The sequence below is a fragment of the Flagellimonas iocasae genome, from assembly GCF_042682725.1.
Lineage (GTDB): Bacteria > Bacteroidota > Bacteroidia > Flavobacteriales > Flavobacteriaceae > Flagellimonas > Flagellimonas iocasae.
In genome coordinates this window covers 1,106,051-1,126,252 of record NZ_JBHUHU010000003.1, presented here as the reverse complement: position 1 = coordinate 1,126,252, position 20,202 = coordinate 1,106,051, and the positions used below count along the sequence as shown (strand labels likewise).

Below are 20,202 nucleotides of genomic sequence, written 5' to 3'. Positions count from 1 at the left end.
GCGGCAGGAAAATTCAATTTCCAGAAAGCCTCCAATAGTACATCCCCTCACCCCAATTTAGGGCTGTACCAATTGGAGGTTTCCTTTTTACCCATTTCCCGTTTTTGGCTTCTTGTAAAATGAGTATTTTTGGGGCTTAATTCAATTTGTACATGTCTCAGACAACAACCCCTTCAAGATATACCATTACCTCGGCCCTACCCTACACCAACGGGCCTATCCACATAGGCCACTTGGCCGGTGTTTATGTTCCAGCGGACATTTATGTCCGTTATTTGCGATTAAAGGGGCACGATGTGGCTTTTGTATGCGGAAGTGATGAACATGGGGTTGCCATCTCTATGAAGGCTAAAAAAGAAGGAGTTACCCCAAAAGAAATCATTGACAAGTACCACAATATCATTAAAAAGTCGTTTGCCGACTTTGGAATTTCCTTTGACAATTATTCCAGAACTTCTGCAGAAGTACACCATAAAACAGCGTCGGATTTTTTCAAAAAACTCTACGAGCAAGGCGATTTTATTGAAGAAGAGACCGAACAACTCTATGATGAAGAAGCCCAACAGTTTTTGGCGGATAGATTTGTAATTGGAACCTGCCCAAAATGCGGTCATGGCGAGGCGTATGGCGACCAGTGCGAAAATTGCGGGTCGTCCTTGAATGCCACAGACCTCATCAACCCAAAATCCACCATCACTGGAGGTGTTCCAGTCCTTAAAAAAACCAAGCATTGGTTTTTGCCATTGGACCGATACGAAGATTTTTTGCGCAAATGGATTCTGGAAGGTCATAAAGCCGATTGGAAACCCAACGTCTATGGTCAATGCAAATCTTGGATAGATGAAGGCCTAAAACCCCGTGCCGTGACCCGCGATTTGGATTGGGGAATTCCCGTTCCCGTAAAAGGCGGCGAGGGAAAGGTTCTTTACGTTTGGTTTGATGCTCCCATCGGTTACATTTCGTCCACCAAGGAATGGGCAGAACGCGAAGGAAAAGACTGGAAACCCTATTGGATGGACAAAGACACCAAATTGGTCCACTTTATCGGAAAGGACAATATTGTTTTCCATTGTATCATCTTCCCGAGCATGCTCAAGGCCCATGGCGATTTCATTTTACCGGAAAATGTCCCTGCCAATGAGTTTTTGAACTTGGAGGGCAACAAACTGTCCACCTCCAAAAACTGGGCGGTGTGGCTGCATGAATATTTGGAAGAATTTCCAGATATGCAAGATGTGCTTCGCTATGCATTAACGGCCAATGCCCCTGAAACAAAGGACAATGATTTCACGTGGAAGGATTTTCAGGCTAGAAACAACAATGAACTCGTTGCCATTTTTGGCAACTTTGTCAATCGCGTAGCGGTTTTAACGCATAAATATTACGACGGTGTAGTTCCGAGTCCCAATGCGTTTGAAGCTGTGGACAAGGAAACCTTGGAAGCATTGAAAGGCTATCCTCAAATCCTTTCCAATTCATTGGAGCGCTATCGTTTCAGGGAAGGAAGTCAAGAATTGATGAACTTGGCGCGATTGGGGAATAAATATTTAGCCGATGCTGAACCGTGGAAACTCATTAAAACCGATGAGGAACGAGTGAAGACCATTATGTATGTCGCCCTTCAAATTGCGACTGGTTTGGCTATTCTTTCGGAGCCATTTTTGCCGTTTACTTCCACAAAGTTGAAAGGGATTCTTCGCATTGCTCAGAATGACAAAAACAGTGTCATTTCGAGCGCAGTCGAGAAATCTATCGGTTGGGGCGATATTGCTTCGGAAGATTCCTTACTCCCCGCCGGCCATCAAATCAATCCAAGTGAACTGCTCTTCCGAAAGATAGAGGATGCCGAGATTCAGCAACAGTTGGACAAACTGGAAGCCACTAAAAAAACCAATGCTTCGGCCACAAACAGCACAGATTCCATGGAAAAAGAGCTAATTCCCCAAAAAGAAACCATCACGTATGATGATTTCAGCAAGTTGGACATGCGTGTGGGCACCGTCATCGAAGCTGAAAAAATGCCGAAAGCTGACAAACTTTTGGTGCTTAAAATAGATACTGGTCTGGATACACGAACCATCGTTTCCGGAATTGCCAACAGCTTTAAACCCGAAGACATTATTGGCAAAAAAGTAACGGTCTTGGTGAATTTGGCGCCCAGAAAACTCCGTGGCGTGGAAAGTGAAGGCATGATTTTGATGACGGAAAACACCGAAGGCAAACTCGTTTTCATGAATCCTGATGAAGATGGGGTTGGGAATGGGGAGACCATTAATTAAAAGCAAATAACACAAAAAAACGCATAGAATTTTACCTCGTTTTCGGTTAATCCGTTAGTGTGGTGCAACTGTCATATTTACAAAAATGCAACTCGTCCCCTACATCCTAAGCCATACACAACTTTCTGAAAAAAGTGTTGAAAATACGGTAGCACTCTTAAACGAAGATTGCACCATACCCTTTATTTCCCGATACCGAAAAGAACGCACTGGCAATTTGGATGAGGTTCAGATTGGTGAAATCGTAAAGTATAAAGAGCAGTTTGAGGCGCTCGAAAAAAGAAAGGCTGCCATCATCAAAGCGGTGGAGGAACAGGACGCCCTCACACCAGAACTGAAGGCCAAGTTTCTAAACTGCACCGACCTAACCACGTTGGAAGATCTTTATCTTCCCTTCAAAAAAAGCAAAAAGACCAAAGCAGAAACAGCCCGAAAGAATGGTCTGGAGCCACTGGCCAAAATCATTATGGCACAACGAAGTGATGAAATTGAGTTCATTGCCTCCAAATACCTCAACAAAGAAGTCATTAATGAAGATGATGCCCTCGAAGGAGCTCGGCATATCATTTCCGAATGGATCAATGAACGCACCGATATCCGGAATCAGCTTCGTAATCAGTTAGAGCGACATGCCCTTATAGTCACCAAAGTGGTCAAGACTCAGAAAGACGATGAAAAAGCCCAGAAATTTCGGGATTATTTCGATTGGAACGAACCGTTGAGCCGATGCCCTTCACACCGATTTTTGGCCATCATGCGTGCCGAAAAAGAAGGATTCATTCGAGTTAAAATCGAGATTGATGATGACCGTGCCCTTGAAGCGATTGAAAGACGTGTCATCAAATCCAACAATGCGTGCGCCGAACAAATTGAAATGGCCATCGCAGATGCTTACAAACGACTCTTATTGCCCTCCCTTTCGAACGAGCTGCTAAAAAGTGCGAAGGAAAAAGCGGATACCGCGGCCATTCAGGTGTTCTCCAAAAACCTAAAACAGTTGCTCCTCGGAGCACCCTTGGGCGAAAAACGCATTTTGGCCATCGACCCAGGGTTCAGAACAGGCTGCAAAGTGGTCTGTTTGGATGAGCAAGGCGATCTAAAGCACAACGAAACCATCTATCCCCATCCACCTCAAAACGACAGCTCGGGAGCTATCAAAAAAATAAGTTCTTTGGTGGATGCCTATAAAATTGAAGCGATTGCCATTGGCAACGGAACAGCATCCCGGGAAACAGAGCAACTGGTGAAACGCATCCAATTTAAAAATCCCATTGAAGTTTTTGTGGTTAGCGAAGCGGGGGCCTCCATTTATTCGGCCTCCAAAATTGCACGCGATGAATTTCCCAATTATGATGTCACGGTTCGTGGGGCAGTCTCCATTGGTAGGCGTTTGGCCGACCCTTTGGCAGAATTGGTGAAAATTGACGCTAAATCCATCGGCGTGGGGCAATATCAGCATGATGTGGACCAGACCCAATTAAAATCCTCCTTGGATACCGTGGTGGAAAGTTGCGTAAACTCCGTTGGGGTGAACATCAATACCGCCAGTGTGCCATTGCTTAGTTATGTATCTGGAATTGGACCAAAATTGGCCGAGAATATCGTCACATACCGAAATGAAAATGGAGCTTTTGGAAGCAGGGAGCAGATTAAAAAAGTGCCTCGACTTGGTGGAAAAGCTTTTGAACAAAGCGCAGGATTTTTGCGCATAAAAGATGGTGAGAATCCCTTGGATGACTCTGCTGTGCACCCAGAAAGTTATGCCATCGTAAAAAAGATGGTGAAAGACCAAGGTGTTCCATTAACGGAGATTGTTGGGAACAAATCCGTTTTGCAGCGCATTGACCTAAAATCCTATTGCACGGACACTATTGGAATTCCTACACTAAAAGATATTTTAGGCGAACTGGAAAAACCAGGTTTGGACCGCAGGGAGAAAGCGAAGGTGTTCACCTTCAATCAAAACATAAAGGAGATTACCGACCTTCACCAAGGTCAATTATTGCCAGGCATCGTCAATAACATTACCAATTTTGGTTGTTTTGTCGATGTTGGCATCAAAGAAAGTGGCCTTATCCATATTTCGAACCTATCCGATACTTTTGTAAAAGATGTCAATGAACATGTCAGTCTCCATCAGCAGGTGGTCGTAAAAGTTCTTGATGTTGACATCAAACGAAAACGGATACAGTTGGCCTTGCATAAATAAGGGACACCAAAATGCTCAAAATAGCGTACCACCCCATTTACAAACATCATTTGCCTGATGGGCATCGGTTCCCCATGATGAAGTATGATTTGCTTCCCCAACAACTGCTTCATGAAGGAACATGCGCGGCCTCGAATTTTTTCCAGCCAGACTTTCCTGATGATTCCCATATTTTGGAGGCTCATGATGCCAACTATTACCATGAACTGGTGAATCTTGAGCTCACACCAAGTGCTGCTCGAAAAATTGGATTTCCCTTAAGCGAGGAATTGGTGCAACGGGAGCGAATTATTGCGGATGGGACCATCAAAGGGTGCGAATTTGCATTGAAAAATGGCATTGCCATGAACATTGCCGGCGGAACACATCACGCTTACTCCAACAGAGGGGAAGCTTTTTGTATGTTGAACGACCAAGCTATTGGTGCCCGTTACCTTCAAGGTAAAGAATTGATAAACAACATTTTAATTGTTGATTTGGACGTGCACCAAGGAAATGGAACCGCTGAAATATTTAAGACTGACCGTTCTGTTTTTACATTTTCCATGCATGGAAAAAGCAATTATCCCTTTAAAAAGGAAACTTCGGACCTTGACATTCCTTTGGAGAAAGGAACCACAGACCAGGAATACCTTTACATCTTAAAGAAGACCCTTCCAGAATTGTTGGAAAAAGTACAACCTGATTTTGTTTTTTACCTCTGTGGTGTGGATGTGCTTGCATCGGACAAATTGGGAACATTGGCGATGACCTTGGAAGGCTGTAGGGAGCGTGACCGTTATGTTCTACAATCCTGTCATGATGCAAAAATCCCGGTTCAATGTAGTATGGGTGGTGGGTACTCTCCGGATATCAAAATCATTGTTGAAGCCCATGCCAACACATTTCGGCTAGCGCAGGATATTTATGCTTAATTTTACCGACTATTTAGTTTTCAACCTCCATGAAATCACTGAAATACTTCATTATCCTATTGGTGGCACTGCCGCTGACCGCACAAGAACTTCAATCTGAAAAAGAGAAAACGCTTTGGAACGACTTCACCTATGATGTGGGTAACATTTTTGGTGGCGTGGGCCATGCCTATTCCCGACCTTTTCATTGGAAAGGTGATGATTGGGCCAACTTTGGGTATTTGGCGGGTGGAACTTTGCTTCTTTTTACGGTTGATGATGAGCTAAATGATTGGAAAAATGGATTTCGGGAAGATATCCCAGATTTTGTGATTGATTACGGACACGAGTACGGAAGTCCAGAGAACAATTACATGCTCACGGGCGGTGTTTACCTTGCCGGGCTTTTCACCAAAAATGAAAAACTGAGGCGTACCGGTGTGCTCCTCATTTCATCGGCTACCGCTGGAGGGTTTCTCCAGCAAGTAAGTAAACGTATCATTGGAAGGGCTCGACCTAAAAGTGGTAAAAACTCTGATGTTTACGACCCATTTCACCTCAACCGCGTCTATAATTTTGATTCATTCCCATCTGGCCATGCCATGTTGGCCTTCAGTAATGCCTACGCGATTGCCAAACAATTTAGGAGTCCATGGGTTAAGGCGGGCATTTATACCGTAGGTATGATTCCTGGACTGGTTCGGGTTGTGGATGATTTTCATTGGGTCTCTGATGTGGCTTTCAGTACGGTTTTGAGCATTTTTATCGTGGAATCCATCGATAAGTATTTGGACTCCAAATACAATGAAAAATATAATAATCAATCCAAAAACGTAAGCTGGAACCTCTCTTTTGGTCCAAACACCTTGGGCGTGTCACTTCAGTTTTAGAATGACTGAATCTCAATGTTGATAATTTTCTTATTTAGATTAATTTAAAATAGTTACTTTTGTCCATCTTTATTGATAATGGGAAAAAAGAAGGAAAAAAAGAAACTCAAAAAGGCATTGCTGAAACAATTGTCATCCCATGGCAATTTAAAATCCAAATGCTGTGAGAAATACAAAAAAAAGGAAAGCAAACGATGCTCAAAATGTCCTTGCTTTGACCTTTTAAAGAAGGTGGCCTAACCTAAATACCCATTTAATTTCAATTTTCACAAGCTCTTAACCCCTTTTGGCCTGCGTGGTTGCCAATTTGTCCTATTTTTATAGCAAACTAAATTAACCATGATTCAAAAAACCTCCTTAGCACTACTCGTATTTCTATTTTCCAGTCTTGCAGTACTGGCTCAAGAAAATGACCCGGTCATTCAAGCAATTCTTCAAGAATCCAACGATAATTCGCAACTTAAGCCCCTGGCCCACGAACTTATGGACGGCATAGGACCAAGACTTGTGGGCACACCCCAAATGGAAAAAGCCCATGAATGGGCGGTTGAAAAATACACCAGCTGGGGTATCGCTGCCAAAAACGAAAAATGGGGTGAATGGAAAGGCTGGGAACGTGGAATTTCCCATATAGATATGGTGTACCCAAGGGTTCAAAGTCTACAAGGCACCCAATTGGCATGGAGCCCAGCAACCCCAAAAAAAGGAACCACTGCCGAGTTGGTGGTTTTGCCTACTGTATCCGATTCCATGGCTTTTCTTCGATGGCTACCTTCCGTAAAAGGTAAATTGGTGATGGTTTCCATGCCGCAACCAACCGGAAGACCAGATTACAATTGGGAAGAATTTGCCACCAAAGCGTCTTTTGAGAAAATGAAAGAAGAACGGGATGAGCAATCCGAAGCTTGGGAACAAAACATGAGAAATATGGGTCACTCTTCCAGGTCGTTGGCCAGCGCTTTGGAAGAAGCTGGAGCTGTCGGTATTGTTGCTTCCTATTGGTCTCAAGGATTTGGCGTGAACAAGATTTTTAGTGCCAATACAAAAACTATTCCCACGGTAGATTTGGAACTTGAGGATTATGGAATGCTTTATCGATTGGTGGAATCCGGTCAAAAACCACAAATCCATATTGTTGCTGAATCGAAGGATTTGGGCGTGGTTCCTACGTTCAATACCATTGCGGAAATTAAAGGTTCCGAGAAGCCAGACGAATATGTGATTCTATCAGCCCATTTTGATTCTTGGGATGGCGGAACCGGTGCAACGGACAACGGAACGGGCACCTTGGTGATGATGGAAGCCATGCGCATTCTGAAAAAAGCCTATCCCAACCCAAAACGAACCATCTTGGTAGGACATTGGGGCAGTGAGGAACAGGGACTCAATGGGTCTAGGGCGTTTGTTGAAGATCATCCAGATATTGTTGAAGGTGTTCAAGCGGTTTTCAATCAAGACAATGGCACAGGACGGGTTGTTCGTATTTCGGGTGGAGGATTTTTAAACTCCTATGATTATTTGGGAAAATGGTTGAATTCGGTCCCTAGAGAAATCACCAATGAAATAGAGACCACATTTCCAGGCACCCCTGCTAGAGGAGGCTCAGACTATGCGTCTTTTCAAGCAGCCGGAGCACCCGCTTTTAGCCTGAGTTCTTTAAACTGGTCGTACTGGAATTATACTTGGCATACCAATCGGGACACCTATGATAAAATCATTTTTGATGATGTTAGGAACAACGTTATCCTTACCGCCATTCTTGCGTATATGGCAAGTGAGTATCCAGAAAAAACCTCGCGTGAAAAGGCCATATTGCCTATTGATGGAAGAACGGGAGAACTTCAGGAATGGCCCACTCCGCGTTCCCCACAACGAAGAGGCGGATTGGATTAAAGGCACTTAACTAAAAAACGCTCCTAAAGGAGCGTTTTTTGCAGCAATCAATTTAATGTTTCATTGGAAAATATTATCTCCAATACTAGGAATTTGAACACCCATTATGGTGCTTACAGTGTTTTTTATATCGGGTTGCTCATAGCTGTAGTAAAAATAGGCACGTTCAAAATAGCTGTCACTATGGGTGCATTTATCCCCGCATAACTTGGCATGATCTAGATAAGCTTCCTTTTTTCCTTCCATATAGGCATTATAGGCAACATGATGATGTTCTTGAAGGTCTTTTTCATAACGTTCTTGATCTCGCCAAAAATCCAATTCATCTTCTTTATTGTAGCTAATCAGGGACTGTTCGTGGACGGCATCACGCTGGGCAAGTTCACCAAAAAAAATTCTTTTTTCCTCGCCGGAACCATCTTGGTCATGCTGGGCGAAGGTGTTATCGCTGAAGCAAAAAATCAGAAGTGGAATTAAAAAACCCAACTGTTTCATAGTACAAGTTTTACAGTTTAACTTATTTACGAAAGCTGAGGTTTTTCGGTTTTATAACAACTGAGAAGATAAATACCCTACCTAGGTTAAAATTCTATCTGAACTTTTCGGACGCTTTCCTCGGGTTGGTTTGTGAAAGTGACAACTCATTCAACGGTTTTGCAGAAGTTTCCAGCAAGAAGAGGGCAACTTCCCTTTTATAGAAATCACCATGTCCAATTGCATGTTGACAAATTTGGATATGCTCAATATATGACGACCCTTTACTGCTGATATACGCCTGATAGGCTTTGGGATTCTTCAACAGTAACATGTCTTCGAAATTCTTTTGGTCGCTCCAATAGTCCCGTTCGTCCTGCTCATTGGCAAAATGGAGTTCTTGTTCATACGCAGCATCCCGCTGCGCAAGTCTTTCATAAAATTGAAGCTCTTGATCAGTAGATTGACTTTCTTGCGCTAGGGAGAGAGACCCAAAGCCAAGAATATAGATGAATAATAGGGCTTTTGTAGTTTTCATAACATCTCACTTCATTTGACGAACAACCACCCCAATAGTTACTCAGTTTCTATTTAAATTATTGTGAAAATGTGACACCCAAAAAGAAAGGGGACAAATTGCCCCCTTTTCCGATAATCCGCATTGGATTCTATTTCCCTAACATCAACATTTCGTTGCACTTAACTTCAGTGATGTACCGTTTATCTCCTTCTTTGGTTTCATAGGAACGTGTCATTAATTTACCTTCGATCATCACCTCCTTGCCCTTGGCCAAGTAGTTTTCGGCTATTTCGGCCAATTTGCCCCATGCCACCACATTGTGCCATTGGGTGTCGGTTACCTTTTCACCTTCTGCATTTTTGTAGGTTTCATTGGTTGCAATTGAAAATTTAGCGAGTTTACTGCCATTTTCCATAGTGATCATTTCTGGGTCATTACCCAAGTTTCCAATCAACTGTACTTTGTTTTTAAGTGAGTTCATACGAATAAGATTTAAGCGTTAAACAATTGATAATATCGAACTTAGAATTCGACAGGGCAAACTTAGAGCCATCAAAATGCAGAAATCGGTATGAAATCATTTGTTTTCGTTTGTAAACGGATGTAAATGATTAGAATCAGATATAGGTGCCTTTAAGACGGCACCTATATACAATATGGGACAGGATAAAATGATTTTCTTGGGATTTACCGTGGAGTAATTTTTTTTGGCGGAACCTCCCTTTGTGGTTAGATGCCCACTGATTCAGGCAACCAGAGCAACGGGGCGACCTACGCGCCCTACGAAGGGACTACCGCATTTGAATGAGCGTTGCGACACTTCTCCAATTCAAGCTAACATTGGTCAGTTGTCGCCCTTCTTCTTATCAACGGATACCTTCAGCACATCTTCCAACGTTCCGTTGATCTTCAGCTTCTTTTCGTACTCTTTGGCACGTTCTTTCTTTTTAGGTAATTTGTCTTTCTTTTCTGACATATTTCAAAGTTAGTAAATTATTATGTCTGTATATCGAATTTATAGTGATGAAAGTAGGCAATCAAAAGACAGGTACATGGTGCTTGCAGGAGTTATAATGCATCAATCCCAAATTGATGAATTTAATAAAACCATGCAGGCCTATAGAGATATAACCAATATGAACTCAGAATTAAAATGGTCTAAGGTTTCCAATAATAAACTTGAACATTACAAGACCTTCGTGGATTATTTCTTTGCCCTTTGTGATACCGACGTTCTTCATCTTAGGTCAATAATATTTGACAACCATCAAATGAACCATAAAAAATACAATGACGGTAGTAAAGAGGTTGGTTTCTATAAGTTTTATTATCAATTATACATGTTGTTTGCAAGGGAATATTTCAAAGAAAAAGAAGATACCACATTTGTTGTACATCCTGATTACAGGCATTCAAAATATAGTCTAAAGGAATTTCTTGATATTTTAAATTCAGGGTTTAGAAAAAAAATAATTCCATATGGCGCTCCTTTTTCGGCGATTGAACCTTTACATTCACATAATTCCGAAGTTATTCAGGTTCTTGATATAATACTGGGAGCCATAGGTTATGTTAAGAATGGATATACCTTATTAGCTAAATCAAGCCCATGTAAAATAGAGCTTTGTAATTATATTGCAGAGAAGGCTGGAGTTCGAAACCTAGGACATAACACAAGATGGGGACAAAGACGGTTTACGGTTTGGAACTTTATGCTAAAAAATTAAGCGTTCACAACCCTACCGCTTTCGCTACCCATTTTTAAGGGTTTCCCATACATGAGTGTGGGTTTTCGGTATTGTGTAACGCTTATGCAAATATACATAATAATTGGAATATTTCCTAATTTTATGGATATATTCCATATTTTAGGATTATTTCCCAATTAAGGTATTATATCCGAGAACGCTCTCCGCATCTTCCAAAAACCCGTCAAACCTTTCCTGTGGTGTAAGTTCCCTAGTGTTGAACCTAGCTGCAAATTCATCCAAATAACGGCTTACGTGCTTATCGCTCACTTGATGGTAGATACCATAGATACCTCTCTTTAGGATGCTCCAAAAGTTCTCGATAGTGTTCGTGTGTACATCACCATCGACATATACGCTAAGTGCATGGTTGACGCTACCATGTGTATAGGTCTTGTGGAGTTTCTTGTACACGGACGATTGATCGCTATAAACAGTCGAACCTTCGGGCACGTGCTTTTTGATGAACGATACCATATTCTTGGCATCTGCCCTTGGCACGTACTTTAAAATTACTTTGCCGTTGCGCTCGATAAGCCCTACGATCACTTTTTTGGATTTATAGGGCTTCCCCTCATTAGTAAGGTTCAAATCCTTGTCAGAGCGTCTTTTGATGTGGTGCTTGTTCTGCTCCTTCCCACCGATATAGGCTTCGTCAGCCTCTACCATTTTGCCCTCTCCGAGCATATCAGGGGATTTGCTCTTTAGCATTTCCCTAATCCGGTGAAGGACAAACCAAGCCGTTTTTTGGGTGATGTTCAACTGTGTAGCCAATTGCACGCTGCTTATCCCCTTTTTACTGGTCGTGGCCAAATAGATGGCAGCGAACCAAATACGGAAGGATATTTTAGAGTTCTCAAAGATGGTTCCAACCTTAACGGTAAACTTCTTGTGGCATTCCTTGTCACGACATTTCCAACCCCTGTTTGTCTTATATGGATTGGTGCAGCCACAATGGGGACAAGCAGGCTCATTGCCCCAACGCAAACGCTCATAATATTCTATGCACGTTTGTTCGTCCTTGAAGTAATCTAAAAGCTGAATGAGTGACTTGAAATCCATCTGTTTTAATTATATATACAAATATACTCGAATATATTGATATATACAAATATTATCGAATTATTTTGTATTTTTGACCCATGGCTACATACAAGGAACAGCAAAAGGACAAGAAATACTATATTCTCATTGAGGATGGTGTACCGTTAGGTACGTTCGGGAACCTTAAAAAGGTTGTCGAGTTCATGGACGGCAAGGAATTTCCCAGTTATTGGACATTGGTAAGAAAAGAAGAAAACCCAATTGTTTTAGAGTCTTATAAAATTTACAAGGTCAAACATTATTGATCATCATCCGATTTTCCCTGTGGTTTATAGTTCGGATTCTTGTACCTATAAATTTCATAGACCACTCCGCTTTTGTTCACAAAATAGGTAAAGTTTCCCCTTTCTAGCTTATCTGCCAAAGTTTGCCTTGTATAAAAACCCTGTTCTATCGCCTTCATTCCTTCCACAAAAGCGGTTATAGAGGTTTCACCATATATGGTATCATGGTTTTGGACGGCAACTATAAATTCCTTGGTTCGTTGGTTCATTCTTAAACAAGTGCATAAATGTAATATTTTTTAACACATATGCGCTTATTGTTGATAATATAATTGGGATATGTCATTATTATGGCATACTTTTGGTTCAAGTTCTTATAATAAAAAACGCCAGTGGGCTAACACTGGCGGAAAAACAATCAAAGGGTTGAAACATACTAAGCCTCAGCTAGGCAGGGTAAATGAACCCTTTTTACGGCTAATGGGACCGGCTTCGCCCCCATTTGCGTTTTTATTGGACTAAGCAAAATACTATTGTTCAATTGCTTAGCGGACTGCTACTACCAAGTAATGGTAGTGGTCTTTGTCCTGACCTTCACAGGGACACTTTTGGTGCCTCTAGGGGTCTTGACTCTAACACGTACAGTTTTAGTTGAAGTTCTGGTCGAACGTCTCATACTGAAAAAGTATTAAATTGAACAATTCTCGGATACGGACTTTCCGTACCCCAAACAAAAGGGATGTACTACCAATACATCCCTTTGTTATTTTCACGTCATAGATTCAAATCCATTAGGTTTATATTTTAGCAATATGGTCTCTACCATATTGGAAAAAGTTCTGTTGTCCTCTTCAGCCAATCTATTCACTTTATCAATTACATCTGGCTTCAGGCGCAGCGTTTTAATTTGTGGGTCTTTACTCATAGATTCTGGTTTTAGTAGTGTTATCATTTAAGGTTTCCTCAAAGCTATAATAAGAAAACTCCTCTGACTAATTAAAGATCAGGGAGTTATCAATGATTTATCAACATAAAAAGTATGTTGACCGAAACTCTATTTTGTGTTTTGTATTATTTTGTATTCTGTTAATTCATTTTATTAAATTGCATCAATCCCCCATCGTGTTCTAATCAAATCAAAATTTTTAGGATGGCTAAAAAAGATAAAGACTCTTCAAAGAAGAACAAAGGGAACAAAAAAGACGGAAAAACACATATTCAAGGCGGCAAGCACAAAAAACGCGGTGCGGGAACGGATACTAGGCCAAAAGATAGAGATTGAATGTTGCCAAGATAAACATTCCTGCAAACATGAAAAGCATAGAAACGATATTAAGGATGTATGTAATCTTGTTGTAGATTTTTGATTTACAGTCGTATTCGTTTTGCTTTTCTATATCTATGCTCTCTCCCTCAATTTTCTTAATTTCAAGAGAGCTATATAAATCTTCATATTTGTTGGCTGAATAGCCTGAAAATTGAGATATAAAATTAAGAGTAATTGCAAATAAAAAAGATATGCCCGACCATATTAGTAGCCCTGTGTCATCGATTTGAACCTTTCCAGTCTTGAACTCCCTCAGTGTCTCAAATATAATGTAGATTCCAGCTCCTGAAATCGAAATAATAAGTAGATCTATTCTTCTGGTAGCATAAAATTTCCTTTCCTTGGCATTAGCTCTGTGGGCAGTCCACTTTTCGTGCTTTATTTGATCTTCTTTCTTCACCATTCTAAATGTATTCATTTTAAATCAAATATTCTTGGTTTGTCCCATATTGTATATAGGTGCCTTTAAGACGACAAAACACCCCTCTCAAAAGTGACCAATGGGCCATTTTGGTGTCCAACTAGTTAGAATCAATCCCCTACTATGTCCATCCGAAGCATCCACAAATACATCGTCATAAAACGGTTCAGTCTTGGAAAACGAATGTATGATATTGAAGACATCATTTATATCCAAGAACACGACCCTAAAAATAAAGAGCCCCAAAAGGTATTCCATTGTACTAAAGAATATGTCACCGATATCTCTTCGGACATGTACCTTTCCTTAAAAGACACCTTCATCGTTCAAAATGTGGATGCAGACTGAATTTTTTCGCGAAATCTCTCCGATTTGAGCCCAAATCCGCTCCAAAAATGTATTGCATCAATATTCTGATCAAACGAATCAATCCTTCCCGTATAGTATAGGTATTTTAGGATTGAACAAAAAATAACAATGATGGAAGCTGTAAAAGCAAATAATAAGACTTTTAAGAAAATTGGATTTACCTATTTGGAAACTGCAGAAATTGTGGTGACCCTGAACACCCTATTGGCCAATTATCAAGTTTTCTATAATAAGCTCAGAAACTTCCACTGGAACATAGAAGGTCCTGATTTTTTTGAGCTTCACGAAGAGTTTGAAAACGAATATAACACCGTTAAGGAAAACATTGATATTGTGGCGGAACGCATAAGGGTATTTGGCGTGAAAAGCAATTTTTCGCTAAAACGAACCTTGGAACTTGCCAAAATCAAAGAGCAGGAAAAAGATATTTCTGCCTTGGAAATGGTACGGGAAGTACTCAGGGATTTTGAAATTATCCACGACAGCATGTTGGATGGTGTAAATGCCGCACTGGAAACAGGCGACGTTGCTACCGAAAAAATGTTGACCGATTTCATCACGGAATTGGAGAAAAGACATTGGATGTTCACTTCCTACCTTAAATAGGATAAGATCCAAAAAACAGATTTATTAACCTTAAAAAAGACACAATGAAAACGTTATTGACCATATTTTCATTCATGACACTAACTGCATTTGTTGCACATGCGCAGGATGGGGTCATGAGTGCCACACAAGAACTCAAAACTTTTACCGTATCTGAAAATGGAAAGGAAAAACAATTCAGCGTAAAAGTGATGGAGCACAGGAATTATGAGGTTGAACTTGAAAAAAAGGATGAGAATAAAGTCAACCAAACCCGAAAATCAATGCCAGCCTTTGTTACCAAGTTAATAGCAATAGACTATGATGGTGATGCTGCTTATGACAGTTATACGACCTTAAAGTATAAAGGTTCCGATAAAAACGCCTTTGAAATGTCACCTACGGATAAGGGTTTTGAAATTAGAGTAAATGATAGAACCATGCGGTACAATGTTTTGGATGACATGTATTACATAAAAGACAAAAACAAAGATTTCTTCATCATTGAAGAATTTACCGCAACACCATAAAATCAATTGAAGTTCGTTTTTTGATTGATTGAGGGTCGGGAGAAATCCCGGCTTTTTTTTTATACCCATGACGAATCATTTACAGCTATATTTGAACCCAAAATCCCAACCTATGGAACCCTGGTTAAAACCCACCACACTTGAAGGAGAACTCGTTCGACTGGAACCGATGCATAAATCGCATAAAGTCGACTTGGTTTTTGCTGCTTCAGATGGAAAGCTTTGGGAACTTTGGTACACTACCGTACCCTCCCCTCCCAACATGGATTCCTATATGGATGTTGCACTTTCAGAACAAAATGCAGGCAAGTCCCTACCCTTTACAGTGATTGATAAAAAGACCAATAAAATTATTGGAAGCACGCGCTATCTTAATGCCGATTCCAAAAACAGGAGGGTGGAAATTGGGGCAACTTGGTATGCGCAACGTGTACAACGCACCGGCATCAATACCGAATGCAAATACCTGTTACTGAAACATGCTTTTGAAACCTTGAACTGTATCGCCGTTGAGTTTCGAACGCACTATCACAATTTCCCTTCCCGAAATGCAATTTTGCGCTTGGGCGCCAAACAAGAAGGAATTCTCCGCAACCACAGGATTGATGAACATGGCAATCTTAGGGATACCGTCCTATTTTCCATTTTGGACAGTGAATGGAAAACCGTAAAAACTTCGTTGGAATTTAAAATGAAACGGGGTGGGTCAAAATAATATTGGCGTAACGTCAAGCTTTGCTTTGCTTCAACAAATGGGCAAAATTATAACTGGCCAATTCCAGATTTTCAAAACTTTTGGCCTTAGCATCGTCCAGATTACCAACTTGATTTAAAATAGAGACCGCATAATCCAATCTCATTGTTTGCATTTCTGCGATGGACACGTTCACTGAACCACAAAATGCGGCAATCGGTACCCCCTTCTTTTTTGCAGATTGAATGACACCAGCAATCGTTTTTCCGGAAAAAGTCTGCCCGTCCAATTGGCCCTCTCCAGTAATGATCCAATCCGCATCCGTCAGAGCTTCATCAAAATTGGCCAACTGCATCACCAAATCCACACCAGAAGTCAACTTGGCGTCCAAGAAAACCACTGCTCCGGCCCCCATACCTCCAGCAGCTCCGGCGCCGGGTATTTTCTGCACATCAACCCCAAAAGTGGATTGAATAATTTGGGCGAAGTGTTCCAATCCTTTATCCAATACTTCCACTTCCTCTGGCGAAGCCCCTTTTTGGGGACCATATACTTTGGCAGCGCCATTTTCTCCGTACAGCGGATTATTGACATCACAGGCCACTTGAATAGTTGCTCCCTCCAATTTTTTATGCACTCCTTCAGTTCGGATTTCATTTACCAAGGCCAGGTTTTTTCCAATGGGATCCAGACTATTGCCATTTTTATCCAAAAATTCATAGCCCAATGCCGTTGCCATACCCATACCTCCATCATTGGTAGCACTTCCCCCAATTCCGAGAACGATGTTCTTTGCGCCTTTTTCCAAAGCATCCAGAATCATCTCACCCGTACCCAAAGAGGTCGTGCGCATGCAGTTCATTTCCGACTTGGTCAGTACCTTGTAACCAGAGGCTTCGGACATTTCAATAAACGCAGTTTTCTTGTCATCCGAAAGGAGATAATCCGCCTTAATCTTTCGAAACAAGGGGTCCGTCACCTCCAAAGAAATTGAATGCGCATTTAGGTAATGTGCCACCACCTCAATAGTACCATCTCCCCCGTCGGCTAGGGGCCTTTTCAGAATTTCCGCATTGGGAAACACTTTTCTGATGCCACTTTCCACAGCATCGCAGAACTCATGCCCGGTCAGCGAACCTTTATATTTATCGGGTGCCAAAACAAATTTCATCTTTACAATGTACTCAAAATTTGAAGAAACCAGAGGTTTTTGAATGCCCTGACTTTTCTTACAAATAAAACGGCACAGGTTTTGCTTCTGAAGGGGAAGTATATACCTTTAAACAAAAAATAAAATCATGAAAAAAGCAATCATTCCGATAATCACACTTCTATTTTCAACCGCACTATTTGCCCAAACCAAAAGCTTTTTGGATCTTCCCTATCTAGAAACTTCCGCGCAGGTTGACACCTTGGTGACCCCGGATAAAATCTACCTCAACATTACCATTCAGGAAAAGGATTCCAAAGGCAAGGTTTCCGTGGAGGAGCAGGAAAACAAAATGGCTCAGCGATTGAAAGCTCTGGGCATCGACTTGGACAAGCAATTGGTGATCAAAGACCTCAGCAGTGACTTTCAAAAGTATTTTCTCAGAGGTAAAGAAGTGCTCAAAAGCAAACAATATTCCCTTTTGGTTTACAGTGGAAAACAAGCCGCCGATGTTTTGGTTGCTCTGGAACAGTTGGAGATTGCCAATGCCTTTTTGGAAAAAACAGAATACTCCAAAATGGATGAACTGGAATTGGAACTGAAGGCCAGAGCTGTGAAAAAAGCCAAACAAAAAGCGGACGCCCTTACCAAACCATTGGGGCAAAAAGTGGGAGTGGCCATTCACATTATCGACAATTCCCAGCCGTATTATCCACGATACAATCAAGCTCCCATGATGGAAATGAAAGCCGTTTCAGCCGATATGGGCCAACAGCCTTTGGATATCGATTTTGAAAAAATTAAGGTAGAGGCCACCGTGAACGTGAAATTCGTATTGTCCAATTAGTTCCGTTTCATTCGTCTATTCCTAAACAACCGATACGATGAGAACCTTACTACTACTTTTCCTGTTTCAAGTCGGAATCATTTCCGCTCAAGAAACACTACAGTTGTCCGAAGGACAAACGTCACCCAACGCCACACTTAAAGATGTATCCTGGATTTCAGGGCATTGGCAGGGAGAGGCCTTTGGCGGAATTGCAGAAGAAATCTGGAGCGACCCCATGGGCGGTTCCATGATGTTCGTTTTCCGATTGGTGGCGGATAATCAAGTATCTTTTTATGAGGTTGGACACATACAAGAGGTAGATAATTCCATCATTTTGCAGCTGAAGCATTTTGATAAGAATTTGAGAGGTTGGGAAGAAAAAAATGAAACCGTGGATTTCCGATTGGTGAAAATGGAGAAGAACAAAGCCTATTTTGAAGGCTTTACCATAGAAAAAGTGAGTGAGAATCAAATCAACATGTGGGTCCTTATTGAATCTAAGGATTCTTCGGAAGAGGTTTTGTTTTCCTATACACGAGTATAATTCTAAATCTAATCCAGAACAGATAGCCCTGACTTGACCAACTTTCGAAGTTTGTTTGGGTCGGGGTCTACTTTTGCCATTACCTGCAAACCACTGAACAGGGCAAAAAGCATCGGTCCAATACTCTCCGCATCTTTGGACGCATCTATTTCTCCGCTTTCAATTCCTTTTTTGATATGTTCTATGAAAATTCGTTCAGCATTCTCCTTATTCTCACGTAATGCATTGTGGATAGTTTCATCCCCTGGAATAAGCTCGGTGGTGGTATTCACCACAAAACACCCTTTTTGGGCAGTATCAGTTTGAGCCTTTTCAATGGCGTCTTCGAACAATCTACAAAACCCAGCTTTAACCGATTTTTCTTGCTCCAAAGTGGAACGTAGTGTGTCGCCGTTCTTCTTGCGGTAATAGGTGAAAACCTTGTTGAACAGCTCTTCCTTGCCTCCAAACGTATCGTACAAACTGGCCCTGTTGATACCCAAGCAGGTCACCAAGTTCTGTATTGAAGTGGCATGGAACCCTCTTTCCCAAAAGAGTTCCATGGCCTTTTTCAATATTTCTTCTTCATTGAACTGTTTTGTTCTCGGCATTGCATTTGGAATAATTGTTCCAAATTTATCCAAAAAAAATCACACTTGGGCCAATCCCCCATCAACGGGAATCTCGGCACCGGTAATAAAGCTACTGTCCGAAGATGCCAAAAACAACGCGGTAGCGGCTATCTCAGACGAATTTCCATATCGTCCCAAGGAAACCATGGAAGGAAACGACGAAGCCATCTGCTCAAAGTCCTCTTTGAGCATGTTGTGCTTATCATAAATTGGTGTCTCAATGGGGCCTGGGGCAATGGCATTCACGCGAATTCCCTTTGGACCAAATTCAGTGGCCAAGGTCCGTACCAAGGAACGCAATGCTGCTTTACTGGACGCATAAGCGGACAGAAAAGCGAAACCTTTGGTGTTGACAACAGAGGTATTGAAAATAATACTGGCTCCTTCATTAAAATATTCATAAGCAGCTTTGACGGTAAAAAGCGGTCCCTTTACATTGATGTTGTACACCTCATCGAAAACAGCTTCCGTGAGTCCTTCAATAGGTTCCAAACGAAAGATGCCTGCATTCAGGAAAAGAATATCAATCTTTCCAAAAGTGTCCACGGTTTTGGCCACTAGTGCTGCACTGTCCGCTGAACTGGAGGCTTCGGCTTTAAACAGTAAATAATCCCCTTGAAGTTCACTTTTAAGGGCGTCCAATTTTTCTTGGTTTCGTCCGGTAAGCACCACTTTTGCGCCTTCCTCTAGGTACTTTTTAGCGGTCTCAAGACCCATTCCACTGGTTGCGCCGGTGATTATGGCGACTTTTCCTTCTAGTTTTTTCATGTTGTTTTGATGTGTTAGATTTATATTTCGGAACGAATGTTCCAATACAAACCTATACATTTTGGAATGAACGTTCCAAATAAAATCAATCTTTATCTTTTTATTAACAGATTAATGGGGGTTTTGTATCTTACCTGATG

At 41.4% G+C, this 20,202-nt stretch carries 25 protein-coding genes; 14 read left to right on the top strand and 11 right to left on the bottom strand.

Going from position 1 to position 20,202, the window contains the following annotated elements; translation table 11 throughout:
- Positions 1–152 precede the first annotated feature (152 nt).
- The 5 genes from metG (at position 153) to ACFSJE_RS12240 (ending at position 8,164) form a co-directional block, all read left to right on the top strand.
- Positions 153–2,279, top strand: a complete 2,127-nt coding sequence (metG, locus tag ACFSJE_RS12260; protein ID WP_379831261.1) for a methionine--tRNA ligase — start codon at positions 153–155, stop codon at positions 2,277–2,279.
- 85 nt (positions 2,280–2,364) lie between these two features.
- On the top strand, positions 2,365–4,488 hold the full coding sequence (locus ACFSJE_RS12255) for a Tex family protein (RefSeq protein WP_379831260.1): 2,124 nt from the start codon (positions 2,365–2,367) through the stop codon (positions 4,486–4,488).
- An 11-nt stretch (positions 4,489–4,499) separates the two neighbouring features.
- Complete coding sequence (locus ACFSJE_RS12250) at positions 4,500–5,402, top strand: histone deacetylase family protein (RefSeq protein ID WP_379831259.1); 903 nt, start codon at positions 4,500–4,502, stop codon at positions 5,400–5,402.
- Positions 5,403–5,431: 29 nt separating this feature from the next.
- Positions 5,432–6,271 carry a phosphatase PAP2 family protein gene (locus tag ACFSJE_RS12245; RefSeq protein WP_379831258.1) on the top strand — a complete coding sequence of 280 codons (840 nt, stop codon included), beginning with the start codon at positions 5,432–5,434 and terminating at the stop codon, positions 6,269–6,271.
- Between the two features lie 339 nt (positions 6,272–6,610).
- Complete coding sequence (locus ACFSJE_RS12240; protein ID WP_379831257.1) at positions 6,611–8,164, top strand: M20/M25/M40 family metallo-hydrolase; 1,554 nt, start codon at positions 6,611–6,613, stop codon at positions 8,162–8,164.
- A 60-nt stretch (positions 8,165–8,224) separates the two neighbouring features.
- Here the strand turns inward: ACFSJE_RS12240 and ACFSJE_RS12235 are convergent, their stop codons facing one another.
- The 4 genes from ACFSJE_RS12235 to ACFSJE_RS12220 form a co-directional block, all read right to left on the bottom strand.
- Positions 8,225–8,659 carry a hypothetical protein gene (locus ACFSJE_RS12235; protein ID WP_379831256.1) on the bottom strand — a complete coding sequence of 145 codons (435 nt, stop codon included), beginning with the start codon at positions 8,657–8,659 and terminating at the stop codon, positions 8,225–8,227.
- Positions 8,660–8,753: 94 nt separating this feature from the next.
- The gene (locus ACFSJE_RS12230) at positions 8,754–9,176 is read right to left on the bottom strand and encodes a hypothetical protein (RefSeq protein WP_379831255.1); all 423 of its coding nucleotides are present in this window, start codon (positions 9,174–9,176) and stop codon (positions 8,754–8,756) included.
- Between the two features lie 130 nt (positions 9,177–9,306).
- Positions 9,307–9,639 (bottom strand): single-stranded DNA-binding protein, encoded by a 333-nt coding sequence (locus ACFSJE_RS12225; RefSeq protein ID WP_379831254.1) that lies wholly within the window; start codon positions 9,637–9,639, stop codon positions 9,307–9,309.
- A gap of 363 nt (positions 9,640–10,002) precedes the next feature.
- On the bottom strand, positions 10,003–10,134 hold the full coding sequence (locus ACFSJE_RS12220; protein ID WP_379831253.1) for a hypothetical protein: 132 nt from the start codon (positions 10,132–10,134) through the stop codon (positions 10,003–10,005).
- A gap of 22 nt (positions 10,135–10,156) precedes the next feature.
- Here ACFSJE_RS12220 and ACFSJE_RS12215 point away from each other — a divergent pair, with 22 nt between their 5' ends.
- Positions 10,157–10,885, top strand: a complete 729-nt coding sequence (locus tag ACFSJE_RS12215) for a DUF3800 domain-containing protein (RefSeq protein ID WP_379831252.1) — start codon at positions 10,157–10,159, stop codon at positions 10,883–10,885.
- Between the two features lie 147 nt (positions 10,886–11,032).
- Here ACFSJE_RS12215 and ACFSJE_RS12210 read toward each other — a convergent pair whose 3' ends face one another.
- A complete protein-coding gene (locus tag ACFSJE_RS12210) occupies positions 11,033–11,968 on the bottom strand; it encodes an IS1595 family transposase (protein WP_379831251.1) in 936 nt (311 codons plus the stop codon).
- A gap of 80 nt (positions 11,969–12,048) precedes the next feature.
- Between ACFSJE_RS12210 and ACFSJE_RS12205 the strand changes: the two genes are divergently transcribed.
- Positions 12,049–12,255, top strand: a complete 207-nt coding sequence (locus ACFSJE_RS12205; protein WP_379831250.1) for a hypothetical protein — start codon at positions 12,049–12,051, stop codon at positions 12,253–12,255.
- On the opposite strand, the gene ACFSJE_RS12200 is transcribed toward ACFSJE_RS12205, so the two are convergent.
- Both ACFSJE_RS12200 and ACFSJE_RS12195 read right to left on the bottom strand, forming a co-directional pair.
- Complete coding sequence (locus ACFSJE_RS12200; RefSeq protein ID WP_379831249.1) at positions 12,249–12,503, bottom strand: hypothetical protein; 255 nt, start codon at positions 12,501–12,503, stop codon at positions 12,249–12,251. The two genes, ACFSJE_RS12205 and ACFSJE_RS12200, sit on opposite strands and share 7 nt — an antisense overlap.
- Before the next feature lie 500 nt (positions 12,504–13,003).
- Complete coding sequence (locus ACFSJE_RS12195) at positions 13,004–13,159, bottom strand: hypothetical protein (protein ID WP_379831248.1); 156 nt, start codon at positions 13,157–13,159, stop codon at positions 13,004–13,006.
- A gap of 225 nt (positions 13,160–13,384) precedes the next feature.
- On the opposite strand from ACFSJE_RS12195, the gene ACFSJE_RS12190 reads away from it, so the two are divergent.
- A complete protein-coding gene (locus tag ACFSJE_RS12190; RefSeq protein WP_379831247.1) occupies positions 13,385–13,516 on the top strand; it encodes a hypothetical protein in 132 nt (43 codons plus the stop codon).
- On the opposite strand, the gene ACFSJE_RS12185 is transcribed toward ACFSJE_RS12190, so the two are convergent.
- Positions 13,494–13,964 carry a hypothetical protein gene (locus ACFSJE_RS12185; RefSeq protein ID WP_379831246.1) on the bottom strand — a complete coding sequence of 157 codons (471 nt, stop codon included), beginning with the start codon at positions 13,962–13,964 and terminating at the stop codon, positions 13,494–13,496. The genes ACFSJE_RS12190 and ACFSJE_RS12185 overlap by 23 nt on opposite strands.
- Positions 13,965–14,105: 141 nt before the next feature.
- Here ACFSJE_RS12185 and ACFSJE_RS12180 point away from each other — a divergent pair, with 141 nt between their 5' ends.
- The 4 genes from ACFSJE_RS12180 (at position 14,106) to ACFSJE_RS12165 (ending at position 16,181) form a co-directional block, all read left to right on the top strand.
- Positions 14,106–14,330 carry a hypothetical protein gene (locus ACFSJE_RS12180; RefSeq protein ID WP_379831245.1) on the top strand — a complete coding sequence of 75 codons (225 nt, stop codon included), beginning with the start codon at positions 14,106–14,108 and terminating at the stop codon, positions 14,328–14,330.
- 132 nt (positions 14,331–14,462) lie between these two features.
- On the top strand, positions 14,463–14,957 hold the full coding sequence (locus ACFSJE_RS12175) for a Dps family protein (protein ID WP_379831244.1): 495 nt from the start codon (positions 14,463–14,465) through the stop codon (positions 14,955–14,957).
- A gap of 44 nt (positions 14,958–15,001) precedes the next feature.
- Complete coding sequence (locus tag ACFSJE_RS12170; RefSeq protein WP_379831243.1) at positions 15,002–15,466, top strand: hypothetical protein; 465 nt, start codon at positions 15,002–15,004, stop codon at positions 15,464–15,466.
- 112 nt (positions 15,467–15,578) lie between these two features.
- Entirely contained in the window at positions 15,579–16,181 is a 603-nt protein-coding gene (locus ACFSJE_RS12165; protein WP_379831242.1) for a GNAT family N-acetyltransferase, read from the top strand.
- Positions 16,182–16,194: 13 nt separating this feature from the next.
- Here the strand turns inward: ACFSJE_RS12165 and ACFSJE_RS12160 are convergent, their stop codons facing one another.
- Entirely contained in the window at positions 16,195–17,331 is a 1,137-nt protein-coding gene (locus ACFSJE_RS12160) for a glycerate kinase (protein WP_379831241.1), read from the bottom strand.
- A gap of 127 nt (positions 17,332–17,458) precedes the next feature.
- Here ACFSJE_RS12160 and ACFSJE_RS12155 point away from each other — a divergent pair, with 127 nt between their 5' ends.
- Both ACFSJE_RS12155 and ACFSJE_RS12150 read left to right on the top strand, forming a co-directional pair.
- Entirely contained in the window at positions 17,459–18,157 is a 699-nt protein-coding gene (locus tag ACFSJE_RS12155; RefSeq protein WP_379831240.1) for an SIMPL domain-containing protein, read from the top strand.
- 37 nt (positions 18,158–18,194) lie between these two features.
- A complete protein-coding gene (locus tag ACFSJE_RS12150; RefSeq protein ID WP_379831239.1) occupies positions 18,195–18,683 on the top strand; it encodes a DUF6265 family protein in 489 nt (162 codons plus the stop codon).
- An 8-nt stretch (positions 18,684–18,691) separates the two neighbouring features.
- Here the strand turns inward: ACFSJE_RS12150 and ACFSJE_RS12145 are convergent, their stop codons facing one another.
- Positions 18,692–19,273, bottom strand: coding sequence for a TetR/AcrR family transcriptional regulator (locus ACFSJE_RS12145; protein WP_379831238.1), 582 nt, complete (start codon positions 19,271–19,273; stop codon positions 18,692–18,694).
- A gap of 39 nt (positions 19,274–19,312) precedes the next feature.
- Entirely contained in the window at positions 19,313–20,062 is a 750-nt protein-coding gene (locus ACFSJE_RS12140) for a glucose 1-dehydrogenase (RefSeq protein ID WP_379831237.1), read from the bottom strand.
- Between the last annotated feature and the right edge of the window lie 140 nt (positions 20,063–20,202).